Below are 18,020 nucleotides of genomic sequence, written 5' to 3'. Positions count from 1 at the left end.
AAGGACACCGCAATGACACGCCCCATCCCCGCCACGCACACCCAGCTCGACCAGCTGCTGACCGGACTCGTGGAGCGGGTCGCCGACGTGAACCAGGCCGTGGTGCTCTCCGAGGACGGCCTGGTGGTCAGCAAGTCCACCGGATTCCTGCGCGACGACGCCGAGCGGCTCGCGGCGACCGCGTCCGGGCTGATGAGCCTCAGCAAGGGCGTCAGCATGGACTTCCGGGGCGGTCCGGTGCGCCAGGCGCTCATCGAGATGGCCAACAGCTATCTGATCCTGACCTCCGCCGGCCCGGGCGCCCACCTGGTCGTGCTGACCGGCCCGGGTGCGGACGTCGGGGTGGTGGCGTATCAGATGAACATGCTGGTGAAGAAGATCGGCGAGCACCTCAGCGCGGCACCTCGGGGCATGGCCGGACCCGTCGTCGATCCCGGCGTGTGAGGTGGACGTAGGTGATCCGGCGGGCCGGCTCGTCAGGCCGTTCGCCCTGACCGGCGGCCGGACCCGGCCCAGCCGCGCCGACTTCACACTCATCTCGACGGTCACGGCGGTCGATCCGCCGCCCGCAACGGCGGTCCGGTGCCAGCCCGAGCACACCCGGATCCTGCGGCTGTGCGCCGAGCCGGTCGCCGTGGCGGAGCTGGCCGCCCGGCTCGACCTGCCGGTGAGCGTGGTCGTCATCATGCTGTGCGACCTGCTGGAGGCGGGCCGGATCACCGTCCGCCCGCCGCGCCTCGTCTCCCGTACCTCCCCGGACCTGGACCTGCTGCAGAAAGTGAGGGACGGCCTTGGCCGGCTCTGACCTTGCCACTGACGCGTCTTCGGCACCCGACACGGTCAAGATCCTCATCGCCGGGGGCTTCGGCGTCGGCAAGACCACCATGGTCGGGTCGGTCAGCGAGATCGCCCCGCTGCGCACCGAGGAACCCCTGACCATGGCCGGTCTGGGCATCGACGACCTCGACGGCATCGAGGAGAAGCGGGCCACCACCGTGGCCCTGGACTTCGGCCGGATCACCATCAGCCGGGAACTGGTGCTGTACCTGTTCGGTACGCCGGGGCAGCAGCGGTTCTGGTTCATGTGGAACGACCTCGCGCTCGGCGCGCTCGGGGCGGTGGTCCTGATCGACGTGCGCAGACCCGAGTCCAGCTTCGCGGCGATCGACTTCTTCGAGCGCCGGGGCATTCCGTTCGTCGTCGGGGTCAACGGCTTCCACGGCGAACACCCGTATCCGCCCGAGGACATCAGGGAGGCGCTGGCGGTGCCGGATCACGTCCGGGTGCTGCTGTGCGACGCCCGGGACCGGGAGTCGTGCAGGGATGTGCTGATCGCCCTGATCGACCAGTTGATCGCCTCGGCGGTGCAGGCGTAGGGGCGGCTGCCGGAAGGGTCCGGCCCGGACGGTTGCGGTCGCCCGGGCCGGTCTCCGTCGTGCCGTCGGGCCGTCGGGCCGTCGGCCCGTCAGGAGCGTCGGGCCGTCAGTTCAGGCCCGCCGACTTCAGCCACGCCGTCGCGACCTCCAGCGGGTCCTTCTTCTCGAGCTGCACCTGCGCGTCCAGTTGAAGGAGCGTCTTGGTGTCCAGCTTGGCTGAGACGGCGTCCAGTGCGTCGACGCCCTTCTGGTTCAGGCCGCTCTTGTTGACCAGCGGGGTGACGTTGGCGAACCCGAAGAGGTTCTCCGGGTCCTTCAGGACGACGAACTTCTCCTTCACGATGGTCGGGTCCGTGGTGAAGATGTCCGCGGCCTGGATGGTGTTCTTGGCCAGGGCCGCCTGGGTCAGCGGGCCGCCCGCGTCGAGCGCCTTGAAGGACTTGAACTCCAGGCCGTACACCGACTTCAGGCCCTTCAGACCCTGCTGCCGGGTCTGGAACTCGGGCGAACCGCCGATCACCAGGTCCGGGGCGGCGTCCTTGAGGTCCGCGAGGGTGGAGGAGGAGGTCAGCTTGTACTTCCGGGCCGTCTCTGCGTTGACGGTGACCGAGTCCTTGTCCTCGGCCGGCGACGACTGAAGAACCGTCAGCCTCTTGTCCAGCTTGGCCTTGACGGCCTCGTTCACCGCCTCGGGCGATTTCTGCTCGGCCTTGGGGTCCAGGTAGGCCAGCAGCGAGCCGTTGTACTCCGGCAGCACGGTGACGGAGCCGTTCTTCATCAGCCCGTAGGACGTTTCACGGCTGCCGATGTTGTGCTTGTAGGAGACCTCGATGCCCTTGGCCTTGAGCGCCTCGCCGTAGATGTCCGCGAGCAGGGTGCTCTCGGCGAAGTTGTTGGAGCCGACGACGACGGTGCCGGCCTTCGCCTTCTCGCCCTCGAGGGGGTTGTCGGAGGAGTCGCCGGACGAACACCCCGCGAGCAGCGCCGCAGCGGCGGTGAGCGCGACGGCCGCCACGCTGGTGTGCCTCGTCCTGGACCTGCTGCTCTTCGCGGTGAAAGTCATCCACCGATCCAATCCAGCCGCTTTGTGATCAGTCAAGAGCGCCCTGGTCACGGTTTGTTACAGACCCGGCCATCAACGTCGGCGCACCCCCGGTGATACGGCCACCCGGCCCGCCACCCAGAACAGCGCCAGCGTGACGAGGGCCAGGACGGCCACCAGGGTGGCGCCCCCGACCACCTTCTCGTAGTCGCGCTGGTAGAGCCCGTCGACGATGTACCGGCCGAGGCCGCCGAGGCTGACGTAGGCGGCGATGGTGGCCGTCGACACGATCTGGATCGCCGCCGAGCGCAGACCGCTCAGGATCAGCGGCAGCGCGACCGGCAGTTCGACCTGGAACAGGATCCGCGACTCGTGCATGCCCATGCCGCGGGCGGCGTCCACCGGAGAGGGGTCGACGGTGCGCACCGCCTCGTAGGTGGTCACCAGGATCGGCGGCACGGCGAGGACGACCAGCGGGATCATCACGGGCAGCAGGCCGAAGCCCATCACGATGACGATCAGCACCAGCAGGCCGAAACTGGGCAGGGCGCGGGCCGCGGTGGCGATGAAGGCGAGCGCGTTGCCGCCCCGCCCGGTGTGCCCGGTCAGCAGCCCGACGGGCAGGCCGATCGCGGCGGCCAGGGCCAGGGCGAGCAGGGAGTACTGAACGTGTTCGAGCAGGCGTTGCGGGATGCCGTCGTAGCCGTGCCAGTGGGCGCCGTCGCTGAAGAAGGCGTTGACGAAGTTCAGTACGTTCACCGGGTCACGTCCTGGGGGGCGGGCAGCTTCTGCCGCGTGCTCGGCTTCGGGCGCCTGCGGGCGCCGTTCGGCATCCACGGGGTCAGCGCGACGCGGAGCAGCACCAGCAGGGCGTCGCACGCGATGGCCAGGACGGCCGTGGTGATCACGGAGTTCACGGCGAGTTCGGGACGGTCGTACTTCTGCGCGTCGGCGAGGAGGTTGCCGAGGGCGCCCTGGTTTCCGATGAGGGTGCCGACGCTGACCAGGGAGATGCTGGAGACGGTGGCGACCCGGAGCCCGGCGATGATGGCGGGCACGGCGATCGGCAACTGCACCTGCACGTAACGGCGTACGGGTCCGAACCCCATGGCGGTGGCCGCGGCCAGGGTTTCCTGGGGCACGGACCGCACCCCGTCGACGATGGCCGGGACAAGCACCACGAGGCTGTACACGGCCAGCGGGATCATCACGGTCAGCTCGGTCTGGCCGGTGTAGTCGATGAGGACGACGAAGAAGGCCAGCGACGGGACGGCGTAGAGGATGGTGGTGGCGCCGAGCACCGGCGGGTACAGCCAGCGGAAGCGGACGCAGAGCTGGGCGAGGGGCAGCGCGAGCAGCAGGCCGGCCAGCACGGGCAGCAGGGCCTCGCGCAGGTGCAGTCCGATCAGGCCCTGGTAGCTGTGCTGGAGGTCGCTCGGGATGTCGAAGAAACCGTCGAAGAAGCCGTTCACGACGCGACCTTGGCCTCGTCGGCGTGGCCGCCGGCGTGGGCGCTGCGGATCGCCTCGCCGATGGTGGCCTGCGAGACCACGCCGGTCACGCGGCCGGTGCCGTCGACGGCGACGGCGTGGCCGGACGGGGAGAGCACCGCGCAGTCGAGGGCGGCCCGCAGCGAGTCGGCGCCGGGGACGAAGGGCCGTCCGTGCGGGACGAGCCGGTCGGTCCTGATGTCACCGGCCGTCAGGTCGTCCCGCTCACCCCAGCCGAGGGGACGGCCGTCGGCGTCGGTGACCAGCAGCCAGGGTTCGCCGGGGGCGGCGAGCTGCTCGGCGGTGGCGTCGGCCGGGACCACCGGTCCGGTGGACAGCGGGAGTTCGGCGGAGGGGAAGAACGACAGCCGCCGGATGCCGCGGTCGGCGCCGAGGAAGTCCTCGACGAAGGCGTCGGCGGGGCTGGACAGCAGCTCGGCCGGGGGCGCGTACTGGGCGAGGTGACCGCCCTCGCGCATCACGGCGACCATCGTGCCGAGTTTGATGGCCTCGTCGATGTCATGGGTGACGAAGACGATGGTCTTGCCCAACTCGTCCTGGATGCGCAGCAGTTCGTCCTGGAGTCCCTTGCGCACCACCGGGTCGACCGCGGAGAACGGCTCGTCCATGAGCAGAACGGGCGGGTCGGCGGCGAGCGCCCGGGCCACGCCGACGCGCTGCTGCTGGCCGCCGGAGAGCTGGTACGGGTACCGCTTGGCGAGCGCGGCGTCGAGGCCCACGCGTTCCATCAGCTCCGCCGCCCGGGCCCGGGACTTCTGCTTGCCCCAGCCGAGCACGCGGGGCACGGTGGCGATGTTGTCGAGGATCGTGCGGTGCTGGAAGAGGCCGGCGTTCTGGATGACGTAACCCATGGACCGGCGCAGGGTGGTGACGGGGCGGCGCTGGATGTCCTCGCCGTCGAGGAGGATGGTTCCCTCGCTCGGTTCGACCATCCGGTTGATCATCCGCAGGGTGGTGGTCTTGCCGCAGCCGGAGGGTCCGACGAGGACGGTGATCGAGCGGTCGGGTATCTCCAGGGAGAGCCGGTCGACAGCCACCGTGCCGTCCGGATAGCGCTTGGTGACTGATTCGATCCGTATCAAGGCGCCGGAGCCCTTCGGTTGGCGGAAGCGTTGGCCATGGTCGTACGGGCTGTTTCCGGACGAGTCTAGAGGGCGCCTCTCACCGGTCGGCGGGGTGGACTCCCGGCGCGGGCAGGCGCACCGTGAACACCGTCGCTCCCGGTGCGCTGTTCAGCTCGATGCGGCCACCGTGGGCGCGGACCAGGGACTGGGCGACCGCCAGGCCCAGGCCGCTGCCGCCGCGATCGCGGCTGCGGGCCTTGTCGACGCGGTAGAAGCGGTCGAAGACCCGCGCCCGGTCGTCGGGCGGGATGCCCGGCCCCGTGTCGGCGACCCGCACCTCGGCGGCTCCGGGCACGAGGGCGACCTCCACCGACACCTTCGTCCCGGCGGGGGTGTGCACCGCCGCGTTGGTCAGGAGGTTGTCGACGACCTGCCGGATGCGCAGCGGGTCCATCGGCAGCATCACCGGCCCCGGCCCCGCGAGGACGGTCAGCGGATGGTCCGGGCGGCTCGCGCGGAAGGCGTCCGCGGCCTGGCCCACCAGCTCGACCAGATCGGCGTCCTGCAGCCGCAGCGGCGCCTCCACCTCCGCCGCGTCCAGCCGGGCGAGCAGCAGCAGGTCGTCCAGGAGGACGCCCATGCGGGCGGCCTCGGCGCGCAGCCGGGCCAGGTGCCGGTCGCGTTCCTCGGGGGCGTTGGCGGCGGCGTACTGGAAGAGATCGGCGTAGCCGCGCACCGACATCAACGGGGTGCGCAGCTCGTGCGAGGCGTCGGCGACGAAGCGGCGCAGCCGCTGCTCGGCCTCGGCCCGCACGGCGAGGGAGTCGTCGATGTGCTCCAGCATCGTGTTGAAGGCGGTGCGCAGTTCGTCCACCTCGGGCCCGCCGTCCCGGCCGTCGGCGCGCAGCGGCAGCCGGGCCGCCGACTCGGTCAGGTCGTGCGAGGCGATGCCGTGCGCGGTGGACGCCATGTCGCTGAGCGGCTTCAGGCCGCGGCGCAGCATCCGGCGGCCGAAGACGACCAGCGCGAGGAGCGCGAGGGCGAAGGTGACGACCTGGATCGTGATCAGCTGCCCGACGGTGTCCTCGATGTCCTCCAGGGGAGCGGCACTGACCAGGACCACCCCGGGTTCGACCTGGCAGGCGCGCAGCCGGTAGGAGCCCGCGCCCCTGAGCTGCTCGGTGCGCAGGATTTCGGTGTGCGCGGCGGTCTGGGCCCGGGCGAGGGAGGTGAAGTCGTCGACGTCCTCCGGCAGGTCGGCCGGGTCCTCGGGCCTGCGGAGCTCGGGCGTACCGTCCCGCACGTCGTACACGGCGTAGAACCAGCTGTAGTACTTCTTGCCCGAGAGGGTGCCGTAGTCCGCGATGCTCTTGGACTGGGCGATCTGGGCCTGGGCGAGCTGGGTGTCGAGCTGGGCCGACAGGTAGTCCCGCATGTACGTGGTCAGGGCGGTGCCCACGACGGCGAAGACGACCAGGGACAGGGCGCCGAGGCCGAGGGCCATCCGGGTGCCCAGGCGCATTGCGCGGTAGGCCCGGCGCAGCCGGGCGATCACTCGGCGGCCTGCCGCAGCACGTACCCGAAGCCGCGCACGGTGTGGATGAGCGGCGATCCGCCCGCATCGGTCTCATCGGTCTCGTCGAGCTTGCGGCGCAGCCGGCTGACGACCAGCTCGACGACGTTGGAGCGGCCGCCGAAGCCGTACTCCCACACGTGGTCGAGGATCTGCGCCTTGGTCAGCACGGTGGGCGACTTGCGCATGAGGTAGCGCAGCACCTCGTACTCGGTGGGGGTCAGCGACAGCAGCCGCTCGCCGCGCCGGACCTCCCGGGTGTCCTCGTCCATGGTGAGGTCGCCGACCTGGAGCACGGACCGCTGGAAGGCGGGCCCGGCGCTGCGCCGCAGCACGGTCCGCAGCCGGGCCATCAGCTCCTCCACGGCGAACGGCTTGACCAGGTAGTCGTCGCCGCCCCGGGTCAGGCCCGCGACGCGGTCGGCGACGCCGTCGCGGGCGGTGAGGAACACCACCGGCACCATCGTGCCGGAGGCGCGCAGCCGGTCCAGGACGCCGAAGCCGTCCACGCCGGGCAGCATCAGGTCGAGCACCACGATGTCCGGGTGGAACTCGGCGGCCCGCCGCAGTGCGTCCTCGCCGGTGTACGCCGTGACCGCGTCCCAGCCCTCGTAGCGGGCGACGGTCGCGACGAGATCGGCGATGGGCGGGTCGTCGTCGACGACGAGAAGTCGTACTTTCTCCACGCGCTCATAGTGCTGCACGGGCCGGGTGCCGCCATAGCCGCGTGCCCTCCCGCCGCGGGATCGATAAAAACTTGAAAGTTGAGCGACAGCTTCCCGACAGCTCCCCCGCGCCAAGCTCGGTGTCCCAGGAGCCGATCGAGGAGCTGCCGACCGTGACGACCCTCCGACAACCTCCCGTGGCGGCGGCCCGCCCCGGTGTGCGCCCCAGAGTGGTGGGCCGCGCCGGCCTGTACGCGGTGCTGCTGGCGAACGCGGTCGTGGTGGCCGTGCTCTTCGCGCAGGCCGGGTTCGCCTCGAACGCGCTGATCGTGCTGGGCCGACTGACCGGTCTGTACGCGGCGCTGCTGATCGCGTTCCAGTTGCTGCTGGTGGCCCGGTTGCCGTGGTTCGACCGGCGGATCGGCATGGACCGGCTGACGTCCTGGCACCGCTGGACGGGCTTCTCGGTGCTGTGGCTGCTGCTCGCGCACGCGGTGTTCATCGTCTTCGGCTACGCCGCCTCCTCGTCCCTGGACCCGGTGAACCAGCTGGTGGACCTCGCCGAGACGGTCGAGGGCGTGCTGCGTGCAGTCGTCGCGCTGGCCATCATCCTGGTGGTGGGCGCGGTCTCGGCCCGGTACGCCCGGCGCCGACTGGCGTACGAGACCTGGCACTTCATCCACCTGTACACCTACGTGGCCGTGGTGCTGGCGTTCACGCACCAGGTCGCGGCCGGGACGACGTTCGCCTCGTCGCCGGTGGCGACGGCGTACTGGTACGCCCTGTGGGGCGGGGCCCTCGCCGCGGTGTTCGCCGGCCGGCTGGTGCTGCCGCTGTGGCGCAACCTGCGCCACCGGCTGCGGGTGACGGCCGTCGTCCCGGAGAACGACGACGTCGTCTCGATCTACATCACGGGCCGCGACCTGGACCGGCTGCCCGCCCGGGCCGGGCAGTTCTTCCTGTGGCGGTTCCTGACGAAGGACCGCTGGTGGCAGGCGAACCCGTTCTCCCTGTCGGCCGCCCCGGACGGCCGCACCCTGCGTCTGACCGCCAAGCGGGCGGGTGACGGCAGCGCCGCCCTGCGGCACCTGAAGGTCGGCACGCGCGTCTTCGCCGAGGGCCCCTACGGCGCCTTCACCACCCTGCACCGCACCCGCCCCGACGCCGTGCTCATCGCCGGCGGCGTGGGTGTCACGCCGATCCGGGCCCTGCTGGAGGAACTGCACGGCCACGCGGTCGTGATCTACCGGGTGGCCACGGACCGGGACGCCGTCCTCTATGACGAGCTGCGCGATCTCGCGCTCGCCAAGGGCGCCGAACTGCACCTGGTCACCGGCCCTCCCGTGCCCGACCGGCTGGCTCCGCCGGAGCTGGCCCGGCTGGTGCCTGACCTCGCGGAGCGGGACGTCTACCTGTGCGGCCCGCCGCCGATGATGAACGCGGTGCTCGGCAGCCTGCGCGAGCTGGGTGTGCCGGGGCCGCAGATCCACTTCGAACGTTTCAGCCTGGCCGGATGACGAGGAGAGATTCGTGAAGCGAGCCCTGCCCGTCCTCGTCCTCAGTGTCGCGGGCCTGATCCCTCTCTGGCGCTACGCGCCCTCGCAGGACACCGGTTCGTCGTCGGCTCCCGCCGAGGCGGCGGCGCCGGCGTCCACCCCCTCGGCTTCCTCGTCGGGCGGCACCACGGCCACCGTCGTGTCGGGGTCCCTCGTCGACACCGAGAAGGGCCCGGTGCGGGTCGAGGTCACCTTCGACGGCGACAGGATCACCTCGGTGCGGATGCTCCGGCAGCCGGACCACCCGCAGACCACGGCCGCGGTTCCTCAGCTGATCGAGGAGACGCTCCAGGCGCAGAGCGCCGACATCGACACGGTGTCGGGCGCGACGATCACCAGCGACGGCTACAAGGAGTCGCTGCAGGCCGCCATCGACGCCAGGGGCGGAGCGGGATGAGGGGGATGCGCCGCGTCGAGCACGTCATGGGGTTCCCGGTGTCGGTACGGATCGACGACGAGGACGTCCCCGATGCGGCGGTGGACGGTCTGTTCGCCTGGCTGCGCGAGGTCGACGCGCGGTTCAGCCCGTTCCGCCCGGACAGCGAGGTGTCACGGCTGGACCGGGGCGAGGTGCGCGAGCCCGGCCCGGAACTGCGCGAGGTCCTGGACCTGTGCGAGGAGTACCGGATCGCCACCGGGGGCGCCTTCGACGTGCGCCTGCCCGGCCGCGGTCTGGACCCCTGCGCCGTGGTGAAGGGCTGGTCGGTGCAGCGAGGAGCGGAACTGCTGTCGGCAGCGGGTGCGCGCCGCTTCTGCCTCAACGCCGGCGGCGACGTGATCGCCTCCGGCGGGCCCTGGCGCGTCGGCGTGCGCCACCCCGAGCACGCCGACCGGCTCTGCGCGGTCCTGGATCTCACGGACCGGGCCGTGGCGACCTCCGCCCGCTACGAACGCGGTGATCACATCCTTGACGGCCGCACCGGCCGCCCCGCGACCGGCCTGCTCAGCCTGACCGTGGTGGCGCCGACCCTGACGGAGGCGGACACGGTCGCGACGGCGGCCTTCGCACTCGGCGGCGAGGGCGTCGGATGGGCGGCCGCCCGCGAGAACTGCGAGGTGTTCGCGGTGGACGCGGACCGGCGGGTGCTGCGCAGTGCCGGATTCCCGGCGGTGGGCGCGGAGGGGATCGCGGCGGCGTGAACCGGGCGGCGCCGGTCAGTCGCTGCCCGGCAGGTCCTCCAGGAAACCCGCCGGCGGTACGAAGAACAGGCTGCCGGTGACGGCGCGCGAGTAGTCCAGCAGCGGGTCGGGGCCCGAGCCCGGTCCGCCGAGGAACATCTTGCGCAGCATCGTCTCGGGTATCCCGGGCGTGGCCGCGTAGGCCACGAAGTACGTGCCGAACTCCCCGTGCCCGGGCCTGCCGAACGGCATCGCCGACCGCAGGATCCTCAGCTCCGCGCCGTCCGGGCCGAGGACGGTGTTGACGTCCTTGTGCGAACCGGGCGCGTCCAGTTCCAGGTTGGTGAGCTTGGTGCGGCCGATCACCTTCTCCTGCGCCTCGACGGCGAGGGCGTCCCAGGCGTCCACGTCGTGCAGGTACTTCTGCACCAGCGCGTAACTGCCGCCCCGGAAGCCGGGATCCTCCTCGCCGACCAGTGCCGCGTCCGCCGCGGCCTGCCCGACCGGGTTCTCGGTGCCGTCGACGAAGCCGAGCAGGTTGCGCGAGTCGAAGTAGGAGAAGGCCTGTGTCTCGTCCCGCACGGTGACCGCGCCGCGCAGCCGCCGCACCAGCTCCGCGGCCAGCGCGAAGCACAGGTCGGTGCGGGCGGCCCTGATGTGGAGGAACAGGTCGCCCGGGGTGGACGGCGCGTGGTGCCGGGGTCCGGCCAGTTCGCGGAACGGGTGCAGTTCGGCGGGCCGGGGGCCGCCGAACAGCCGTCCCCACGCCCGGGAGCCGACCCCGGCGACGCAGCCGAGGCCGCCGTCGGGGCTGGGGAAGCCCACGGAGCGGCCGGAACTCCCCGGGCACGACGGGCGGTTGCCGCGTCCAGTGTTCCTGCAGGGCCGTGACGTCCCACGGCCCGAGCGGCACCGCGTCGGCGTACCGGGCGTCCGACAGCACGTCCCGCAGGGCCGTGGGCACAGGTACGGAGGTGAGTCCGGCCCGTGACGGTCGGTGGTGGCGAGCAGTGGCCAAGGTGCGGGTGCTCAAAGGCCGCCGGGGTCTCGGCGCCCTGCGGCGACAGCCCGTCCGCCCGGTGCAGGGCGTGCGCGCCGGGCGGGAGGGGGAGGGCCTGCGTGCCGGTGGCGGGCAGCGGGTCGGACAGGTTGCCGAACTCGTCATACGTCACCCCGGCGGCCTCGGAGAGAGCCCGCCGGGCTGAAGCTCGGTGCGGGCCCGGGCCCGGGCCTCGGCCGATGCGGTGACGCGGGACGGCCGGGTCCTCGGCGGCGACCCCGGCCGTCCGGCAGCAGGGCGCGCTGCAGTTCGTGCACGAGCCGGTGTTTGGTGTCGTAGAGCAGGGCGCGGTCGAGGGCCTGGGCGATCAGGCCGGACAGCGAGGTGAGGACGGCGCGTTCGTCGGCCCGGCCGGTCGGCTGCTGCATCCTGTCCTACAACCGGCCGCACCCGGGGCCCGGGCCTCGGCCGATGCGGTGACGCGGGACGGCCGGGTCCTCGGCGGGGACCCCGGCCGTCCGGCCCGGGGGCCCGGAGCCCGGGCTCAGCTCGCCGTGCGGCGTATGCGGCCCGCGTACTTCTTCTCCGGTTCCAGGTTGCCCTCGAAGTTCGTTCGTCACCCACTCGCACCCCACCGGCAGCGGTTAATCTCATAGGTCACCGAAGGTTAACGGGGGGTTGCCCATGGTGAAGGACCATCGCACGCCGTCGGACTGCCCTGGCGGCCACGACGGCATGCCGGAGAGCGACGCCGGGCGCCATCTCCAGAACCAGCTCGAGATGCTCATCCAGGACTTCCGCAGGAGCACCGAACCGCCGATGCCGGTGTTCGTCGTGCACGCCCAGGAGAGCGGGGACGACGACGCGGTGGCCGGGCTGGTCCGCCAGCTGCACGCGGGTCAGGAGGCGCACGGCACACGCTGCGCGGTGACGCAGGACACCTACGAGGGCGCCACGGAGGTGCGCCGGGCCGCGGCCTTGGTCCGGGCGTTGAGCGACCCGCGGAAGTGGGGCGGCCCGAAGGCGATCTACCGGCGCTACGCGTTCCCGCGGCTGCGGCTGGTGCACGCCATCGACGACGCGGTCGCGGCGCTCGGCGACAGCTGGCCCGCGCCCGCCGCGGGCAGCCCCGAGGCGGGGCAGGACCAGCGGCAGCGGCTGCTGAACGAGCTGGCGCAGCAGCGCTGGCGGCCGAAGAACACGGCCCGCTGGCGTTCCGGCCTGCCGCTGTTCGACATGGCGCACATCCTCCCGGCGAGCCTCGTGACCGTCCTGGCCGCGCTCCTCGCCCGCAGCGAGTGGTACGTCGCGGTCGGCGCCGGCCTCGTCTTCCTGCTGCTGCTGACGGTCCTCAACTACGTCCTGCCGGGCCGGGCCCCGATCTTCCTGTGGCTGCGCCGGGAGAGCCGCTGGTTCATGACGACGACGTTCCTGAGGGCGGCGGACCAGGAGGAGTCCACCGAGGTGTCGCTGCTGCGGCCGGTCCGCTCCTGGAAGGCGATCGCGGCCCGGGCCTACGACGTGGCCGAGGCGCTCACGGCGGGCGGCGACTTCCACCTCCAGTTGTGCGTCCTGGCGCTGCGCGAGGACCTGCGGGACAACCACCGCCGCTGGAGCTGGGACCTGCGCGGCTTCAAACGGCCGCGTCCGCCGATGCTGTTCCTGCCGCACGCGGACGACCGCAACGGCGGCATCGAGCTGATCCGGGCCATCAGCGACGTCCGCAGCCGGCGCAGCGAGCTCGACCCGCTGCTCGTGGTGGCCGCGGTGCGCACGCACGACGTGCCGCGCCTGGAGCGTAGTGTCGTCCAGGCTCCGCCCGCCCCGGACGCGACGCCGCCGACGTTCGGCGTCCGGCTGCGCACCTGGTACCAGGAGTGGGGCCGCAATCTGCGCGCCGAGCAGTCACCCAGCCGGGAGCGGTCCGTCCTGCCGTGGGTGATGAAGATCCCGCTGCCGCACGACCAGCTGGGCCCTCTCGAGGAGGGCCGCCACCATCTGCGGGCCTCCTCCCGGCCGACGCTCGCCCGGCTGGTGTGGGCCCTGCACACCCTGGTCCTGGTCATCGCCCTGCTCACCGCGGCCACCGTCATGCGGGCCGACGCCCTGCACGACCGGTACTGCTCGGCGTCCGTGCTGACCGCCAACCGGGACACGCGGCGTGAGGCGGCGCCCGACGGCAGCACGGAGTGCATCGGCATAGCGACGCACGACGTCCGCTTCGCCGACTGGCTGCCCGCACCCGAGCCCGGCGACGACGTCAAAGCTCTCGACGCCGACGACGAGACGCCCTGGACGGTGGCCGACCTGGAGGACCACATCGCCCGGCTGAACGCGGACGTCCTCGCCCACCACGCCGGCAAGTACGTCACCGTCGTCTACGCGGGGCCGCTCAGCGCCGACGCCTCGGCCGGCTCCTCCCTCGTGAAGGGCGCCGAGGAACTGGCGGGCGTGTATCTGGCGCAGGCCGTCATCAACGAGAACTCCAGTGTGAAGCTGCGGGTCCTCGTCGCCAACGGCGGCGTCGACCTGGGCCACCAGGAGGAGATGGCGAAGGCGATCGCCGCGTACGCCGCCCACGACCCGACCGTGGTCGGGGTCGTCGGCACCGGCCGCGACCTGAAGTCGAGCCGGGCGACGACCCGCACCCTGATGCGGGCCGGGCTGCCGGTCGTCTCCGGCACGAACTCCGCGACCTATCTGCCCCGCGAGTTCGCCAACTGGTTCAGCCTGGCCGCCACGGACGAGTGGCAGACCCGGCAACTCGGCCTGATCGCCGCCCAGTTGCGCAGACCCGACCGGCGGCAGTACGCCCTCGTCCTGGCCCGTGACACGGCGAAGACCGACGACCTCTACACCGACGAACAGGCACGCTACGGCCAGCAGATGCTGCAACGACAGGGCTTCACCCTGCTCGAGCAGCGGCGCTACACCCTCAGCGGCGGCAAGCCCGAACTCCGCTCGCACGCCCAGGAGATCTGCCGGGGCGGCCGGGTGCCGTCCGTGGTCTACTTCGCGGGCCGGGTGGAGGACATCGACCCCCTGATGACCCAGCTGGGCACCGAGCCGGGCTGCGCCGGCAAGCCCCTGGCCATCCTCACCGGCGACGACCTGTCCAAGGCCGACTTCGCAGGCGGCGGCCAGTCCGTCGCGCCGAAGGTCACGCTGTACCACTCGGCCCTCGCGGAGCTGGAGACGGCCGCCAAGGCGACGGCCTTCTACCTGGACGCCGCCAAGCACCTGCCCGGACTGCGCGGCCACCGCCTGCGCTACGACAGTCCCGCCCTGGCCAGCGGCCAGACCGCTCTCGCCCATGACGCGACCCGCGCCCTGTTCTGGGCGGCCACCCGCGACGACCGGCCGCAGAGCCGCGCCTCGACCTGGGTGAACCTGCGCAACGTCAGGATCGAGGGCATGGCCACCGGCACCATCGACTTCACCGGCGCCCCGCTCTACGGCGACCGCACCGGACACAGCATCGTCCTCAAGGAGGTCCGCCGCGCCACCGACGGCACCTCCGACACCCACGTGCTGTGCAGTCGCACCGCGGGGGAAACGAAGCGCCTCACCCAGAAGGAGTGCCGGATCCGCTGAGCGCCGCCTCAGCCCTCCTCGGGGGCCAGCCGCAGCGCGATCGAGTTGATGCAGTACCGCTGGTCGGTGGGCGTGGGATAGCCCTCGCCCTCGAAGACGTGCCCGAGGTGCGAGCCACAGCGTGCGCAGCGCACCTCGGTCCGCACCATGCCGTGCGAGCGGTCCTCGATCAGCTCCACGGCGTCGGTGTCCTTCGGGTCGAAGAAGGACGGCCAGCCGCAGTGCGACTCGAACTTCGTGTCCGAGGTGAACAGGTCCGCTCCGCAGGCGCGGCAGGAGTAGACGCCCCGGGTCTTGGTGTCGGTGTACTCACCGGTGAAGGCGGGCTCCGTGGCCGCCTGGCGCAGCACCGCGTACTCGCCCGGGCTCAGCTCCACGCGCCACTGTTCGTCCGGCTTCTCGACGTCGTACGGCATGAGCTTCCAGCCCCTCAGTTCGACAGACGGTCCAGGATGTGCGGGCCGAGGTCGGTGACGTCGCCCGCTCCCATGGTGAGAACGAGATCACCCGGCTTCGCCATTCCCGCGACGACCGACGGGACGTCCGCCTTGTCGTGCACCGGCGTCACGTCGGCGCCCGCCGCCCGGGCCGCCTCGACGATCAGCTCGCTGGTGATACCCGGGATCGGGTCCTCGCGCGCCGGGTAGATGTCCAGCACGACGGAGGCGTCCGCGAGGGCGAGGGACTGGCCCATCTCCTTGCCGAGCTCCTGGGTGCGCGAGAAGAGGTGCGGCTGGAAGACGACCAGGATCCGGGCGTCACCGGCCGCCGCGCGCATGGCCTCCAGGTCGGCGGTCATCTCGGTGGGGTGGTGTGCGTAGGAGTCGATGACCTGGACGCCCGCGGCCTCGCCCTTCAGCTGGAGCCGCCGCTTCACGCCCGTGTACGCGGCGATCGCCGGGGCCAGCTCGGCCGCCGGGACGCCGAGGGCCGCGCCGGCCGCCAGCGCGGCGACCGCGTTGTGCGCGTAGTGCCGGCCGGGGACGGAGACCGTGAAGGTCAGCTCCTCGCCCTCCAGCACCACGGTGACCTCGCTCTTCAGCCCCTGCGGCACGACCGACAGGATGCGCACGTCGGCGTCCTCGGACTCGCCGTAGGTCACCACGGTCACGTCGCACGCCCGGACGCGGCGCGTCAGCTCGCGCGCGCCTTCGTGGTCGGCCGCGATCACCAGGGTGCCGCCCTCGGTGATCCGGTCCACGAACGTCTCGAAGGACTCGTAGATCTCGTCCATCGAGGCGTAGTTGGCGTGGTGGTCGAGTTCGACGTTGAGGACGATGGCGACCTCGGGCGCGTACTTGTGGAAGCTGCGGTCCGATTCGTCCGCCTCGGCGACGAAGATCTCGCCCTCGCCGTGCAGGGCGTTGGATCCGGGCTCGTCCAGGTCGCCGCCGATCGCGTACGAGGGCTTCAGGCCCAGCTCGCTCAGCGACACGGCCAGCATCGAGGTGGTGGTCGTCTTGCCGTGCGTACCGGCCACGGCGATCGGCCGCAGCCCGTCCATCAGCGCGGCGAGGGCGTCCGAGCGGTGTACGACGGGGATGCCGAGCTCGGCCGCGCGGGCCAGCTCGGGATTGTCCTGACGGATGGCCGACGAGACGACCACGCAGCTGGCGTCGTCGGCGAGGTGCTCGGCGGCGTGCCCGATGTGCACGGTCGCGCCCAGCGCGCGCAGCGCCTCGGCCGTCGCCGACTCCTTGGCGTCACTGCCCGCGACCACGGCCCCGCGCTGGGCGAGGATCTTCGCGATCCCCGACATCCCGGCCCCACCGATCCCGATGAAGTGCGGTCGGTCCATGGCGGGAGGAAGGCCGGCTGCCATGCGTGTCTCCAAGTTCGGGTGACGAGGTTAGCGGGGCCAAGCCTATTGCGTGCGCAGGCCCGGCATGCCCATCAGGGGCGCGGGGCTGTACTGATACGCGGCTCCGTCGCGTGGGCGGGAGCGACCCCACACGATCCGCACCCGGCGGGCGTCCGGAAGCACCCCTACGCCTTGCTGTGCGAGAACAGCTTCAGCACCGGAACCCCGACCTTGTGCCGGGCCCGCGAAGCCCAGTCCCGGTGGAAGAACTCCTCCACGTAGTGGGGGTCGGTCAGCACGATGACCTCGTCCGCCCCGACCTCCTCCACGAGGGACCTCAGCGCGTCCAGCGGATGATCCTCGATCAGCCGTCCCTGCGCCGCACTGCCCGAGGCGCGCAGCGCGGCGAGCGACACCTCCAGCGCCCGCTGCCCCACGCTGAGCGCCTCCTCACCCTCCGGCGTCTCACCTTCGCGGACGGCCTCGTCCAGTTCGCCTAGCGCCACGTCGTCGATGGCCCGCAGCAGGCGGTCCGCCTGCTCGCCGCGCGGCTGCAGCAGCACCTCGAAGGAGACCTGCTCCTCGCCGTGCAAGGTGGTGACGAACTCCACGTCGGCCGACGTCAGCGCCTTCTCGATCATCAATACGCTGGTGAACACCAGGCGCCCCTTCTGCTCCGGGGGCCCAAGGCCCCACTTCGCCGCAGGCCGGCCGCGCCGGGCCCTGCGGAAACCATCCTGCCCCGTCTTCGCACGGGTACCGCCGGATCCAGTGTGCCCTCCGAAAAGCAAACAGAACGGCATATTCCGCCGATGAACGGACCGACGGCGGGTTCACCCCGCTGCCGCGGCGTACCCGGTCGACCGGATTTCCCGACCGCCCTTGTACCCCGGGCCCGGCGTTTCAGTACGCGGCTCGGGCGCGCCCGTACCGCGTGAACAGGAAGCCGTCCTCCTCCAGCATCGACACCAGCCCGAACCGGTGCGGGACGGTGACCGCCGGCCCGCCGGCGATGCGCTGGGCCTCGCCCGCCGTGAGCATCGGGGAGACGGTCAGGCACAGCTCGTCGAGCACGCCCGCCGCGACCATCTGCCCCAGCAGGCGTGGACCGCCCTCGGTGAGCAGCCGGGTGTGGCCGAGGTCGGCGAGGGCCCGGACGGCGCGGGCGGGGTCCACTCCGATGCCGTCCCCTGCGGTCACCACCCGGGCGCCCGCCTTCTCGGCGGCGGCGACGCGGTCCGGGGCGGCCGCGGCACCCGTGAGGATCAGGGTGGGGACCAGGGGCGAGGTGAACAGCGGGAGCGAGAAGTCCAGGTCGAGACTGGCGGTGACCACCGCGATCGCGGGTGCGGGCCGCTGCCCGGCCGCCTCCCGCATCGCCGCGAAGTCCTCCCGCGCGCGAGCGGGCCGGTAGCCCTCCTGCCGCACGGTCTCCGCGCCGACAACCACGACGTCGGCCAGCGCCCGCAGCGTGCCGAAGATCCGCATGTCGGTGGCGCTGGAGATGGGCTGCGAACGGCCGTCGTGCTGCGCGGCCCCGTCCAGCGTGGACACCATGTTGGCGCGCAGCCACGGAACCGGTCCCCCCGGCCCGGGCTCCGGATAGGCGTACGCGGCGGCCAGCTCCTGGAGGCTCCACTCCCGCCCGGCACGCTCACCGGGCGCACCGCCCGGCACCGGAGCTGCTGTTTCATCGGTCACAGGGAACAGACGTCGCAT

The 18,020-nt window shown here is 72.0% G+C and carries 18 protein-coding genes and 1 pseudogene; 7 read left to right on the top strand and 12 right to left on the bottom strand.

Annotated elements, in window-relative coordinates; all coding sequences use genetic code 11:
- Nucleotides 1–12: 12 nt before the first annotated feature.
- Genes ACFY5B_RS07755 through ACFY5B_RS07745 form a run of 3 tightly spaced genes read left to right on the top strand, consistent with a single transcriptional unit; the run spans nt 13 to nt 1,376 of the window.
- The gene (locus tag ACFY5B_RS07755; protein WP_020271575.1) at nt 13–444 is read left to right on the top strand and encodes a roadblock/LC7 domain-containing protein; all 432 of its coding nucleotides are present in this window, start codon (nt 13–15) and stop codon (nt 442–444) included.
- A gap of 1 nt (nt 445) precedes the next feature.
- Nucleotides 446–805 (top strand): DUF742 domain-containing protein, encoded by a 360-nt coding sequence (locus tag ACFY5B_RS07750; RefSeq protein ID WP_389965987.1) that lies wholly within the window; start codon nt 446–448, stop codon nt 803–805.
- Entirely contained in the window at nt 792–1,376 is a 585-nt protein-coding gene (locus ACFY5B_RS07745) for an ATP/GTP-binding protein (RefSeq protein ID WP_389965985.1), read from the top strand. The genes ACFY5B_RS07750 and ACFY5B_RS07745 overlap by 14 nt, the downstream gene beginning before the upstream one ends.
- A 106-nt stretch (nt 1,377–1,482) precedes the next feature.
- Here the strand turns inward: ACFY5B_RS07745 and ACFY5B_RS07740 are convergent, their stop codons facing one another.
- The 6 genes from ACFY5B_RS07740 to ACFY5B_RS07715 all read right to left on the bottom strand — a co-directional run bounded on the left by ACFY5B_RS07740 (nt 1,483) and on the right by ACFY5B_RS07715 (nt 7,252).
- Nucleotides 1,483–2,439 carry an ABC transporter substrate-binding protein gene (locus ACFY5B_RS07740; protein WP_389965982.1) on the bottom strand — a complete coding sequence of 319 codons (957 nt, stop codon included), beginning with the start codon at nt 2,437–2,439 and terminating at the stop codon, nt 1,483–1,485.
- A gap of 72 nt (nt 2,440–2,511) precedes the next feature.
- Nucleotides 2,512–3,177, bottom strand: coding sequence for an ABC transporter permease (locus ACFY5B_RS07735; protein ID WP_389965979.1), 666 nt, complete (start codon nt 3,175–3,177; stop codon nt 2,512–2,514).
- Nucleotides 3,174–3,890, bottom strand: a complete 717-nt coding sequence (locus tag ACFY5B_RS07730) for an ABC transporter permease (protein ID WP_389965976.1) — start codon at nt 3,888–3,890, stop codon at nt 3,174–3,176. Before ACFY5B_RS07730 ends, ACFY5B_RS07735 begins: the two co-directional genes overlap by 4 nt.
- Nucleotides 3,887–5,011 (bottom strand): ABC transporter ATP-binding protein, encoded by a 1,125-nt coding sequence (locus ACFY5B_RS07725; RefSeq protein WP_389965973.1) that lies wholly within the window; start codon nt 5,009–5,011, stop codon nt 3,887–3,889. Before ACFY5B_RS07725 ends, ACFY5B_RS07730 begins: the two co-directional genes overlap by 4 nt.
- A 79-nt stretch (nt 5,012–5,090) precedes the next feature.
- Nucleotides 5,091–6,548: a sensor histidine kinase gene (locus ACFY5B_RS07720; RefSeq protein WP_389965970.1), complete on the bottom strand. Its 1,458-nt coding sequence runs from the start codon at nt 6,546–6,548 to the stop codon at nt 5,091–5,093.
- Nucleotides 6,545–7,252 carry a response regulator transcription factor gene (locus tag ACFY5B_RS07715; protein WP_389965968.1) on the bottom strand — a complete coding sequence of 236 codons (708 nt, stop codon included), beginning with the start codon at nt 7,250–7,252 and terminating at the stop codon, nt 6,545–6,547. The genes ACFY5B_RS07720 and ACFY5B_RS07715 overlap by 4 nt, the downstream gene beginning before the upstream one ends.
- Nucleotides 7,253–7,461: 209 nt before the next feature.
- Between ACFY5B_RS07715 and ACFY5B_RS07710 the strand changes: the two genes are divergently transcribed.
- The 3 genes from ACFY5B_RS07710 to ACFY5B_RS07700 are packed head-to-tail and all read left to right on the top strand — an operon-like array spanning nt 7,462 to nt 9,927.
- Nucleotides 7,462–8,748, top strand: a complete 1,287-nt coding sequence (locus ACFY5B_RS07710) for a ferric reductase-like transmembrane domain-containing protein (RefSeq protein WP_389966458.1) — start codon at nt 7,462–7,464, stop codon at nt 8,746–8,748.
- Between the two features lie 13 nt (nt 8,749–8,761).
- On the top strand, nt 8,762–9,184 hold the full coding sequence (locus ACFY5B_RS07705) for an FMN-binding protein (protein WP_389965965.1): 423 nt from the start codon (nt 8,762–8,764) through the stop codon (nt 9,182–9,184).
- A gap of 5 nt (nt 9,185–9,189) precedes the next feature.
- A complete protein-coding gene (locus tag ACFY5B_RS07700) occupies nt 9,190–9,927 on the top strand; it encodes an FAD:protein FMN transferase (RefSeq protein WP_389965962.1) in 738 nt (245 codons plus the stop codon).
- 15 nt (nt 9,928–9,942) lie between these two features.
- Here ACFY5B_RS07700 and ACFY5B_RS07695 read toward each other — a convergent pair.
- Together ACFY5B_RS07695 and ACFY5B_RS07690 are read right to left on the bottom strand one after the other, a co-directional pair.
- A pseudogene (locus ACFY5B_RS07695) lies at nt 9,943–10,749 on the bottom strand (Dyp-type peroxidase); the annotation flags it as partial.
- 318 nt (nt 10,750–11,067) lie between these two features.
- Complete coding sequence (locus tag ACFY5B_RS07690) at nt 11,068–11,334, bottom strand: hypothetical protein (RefSeq protein WP_389966498.1); 267 nt, start codon at nt 11,332–11,334, stop codon at nt 11,068–11,070.
- A gap of 256 nt (nt 11,335–11,590) precedes the next feature.
- On the opposite strand from ACFY5B_RS07690, the gene ACFY5B_RS07685 reads away from it, so the two are divergent.
- Nucleotides 11,591–14,500, top strand: coding sequence for an ABC transporter substrate-binding protein (locus tag ACFY5B_RS07685; RefSeq protein ID WP_389965959.1), 2,910 nt, complete (start codon nt 11,591–11,593; stop codon nt 14,498–14,500).
- Nucleotides 14,501–14,508: 8 nt separating this feature from the next.
- On the opposite strand, the gene msrB is transcribed toward ACFY5B_RS07685, so the two are convergent.
- From msrB to ACFY5B_RS07665, 4 genes are all read right to left on the bottom strand, one after another.
- Nucleotides 14,509–14,916: a peptide-methionine (R)-S-oxide reductase MsrB gene (gene msrB, locus ACFY5B_RS07680; RefSeq protein WP_104778284.1), complete on the bottom strand. Its 408-nt coding sequence runs from the start codon at nt 14,914–14,916 to the stop codon at nt 14,509–14,511.
- Nucleotides 14,917–14,930: 14 nt separating this feature from the next.
- Nucleotides 14,931–16,322: a UDP-N-acetylmuramate--L-alanine ligase gene (murC, locus tag ACFY5B_RS07675; RefSeq protein WP_389965955.1), complete on the bottom strand. Its 1,392-nt coding sequence runs from the start codon at nt 16,320–16,322 to the stop codon at nt 14,931–14,933.
- A gap of 164 nt (nt 16,323–16,486) precedes the next feature.
- Complete coding sequence (locus ACFY5B_RS07670; RefSeq protein ID WP_389965952.1) at nt 16,487–16,960, bottom strand: indole-3-glycerol phosphate synthase; 474 nt, start codon at nt 16,958–16,960, stop codon at nt 16,487–16,489.
- Between the two features lie 244 nt (nt 16,961–17,204).
- Nucleotides 17,205–18,020 carry a pyrimidine reductase family protein gene (locus tag ACFY5B_RS07665; protein ID WP_389965949.1) on the bottom strand — a complete coding sequence of 272 codons (816 nt, stop codon included), beginning with the start codon at nt 18,018–18,020 and terminating at the stop codon, nt 17,205–17,207.

Source organism: Streptomyces sp. NPDC013187, from assembly GCF_042899705.1.
Taxonomy (GTDB): Bacteria; Actinomycetota; Actinomycetes; order Streptomycetales; family Streptomycetaceae; genus Streptomyces; species Streptomyces hawaiiensis_A.
This window is presented reverse-complemented; position numbering and strand designations above follow the sequence as displayed.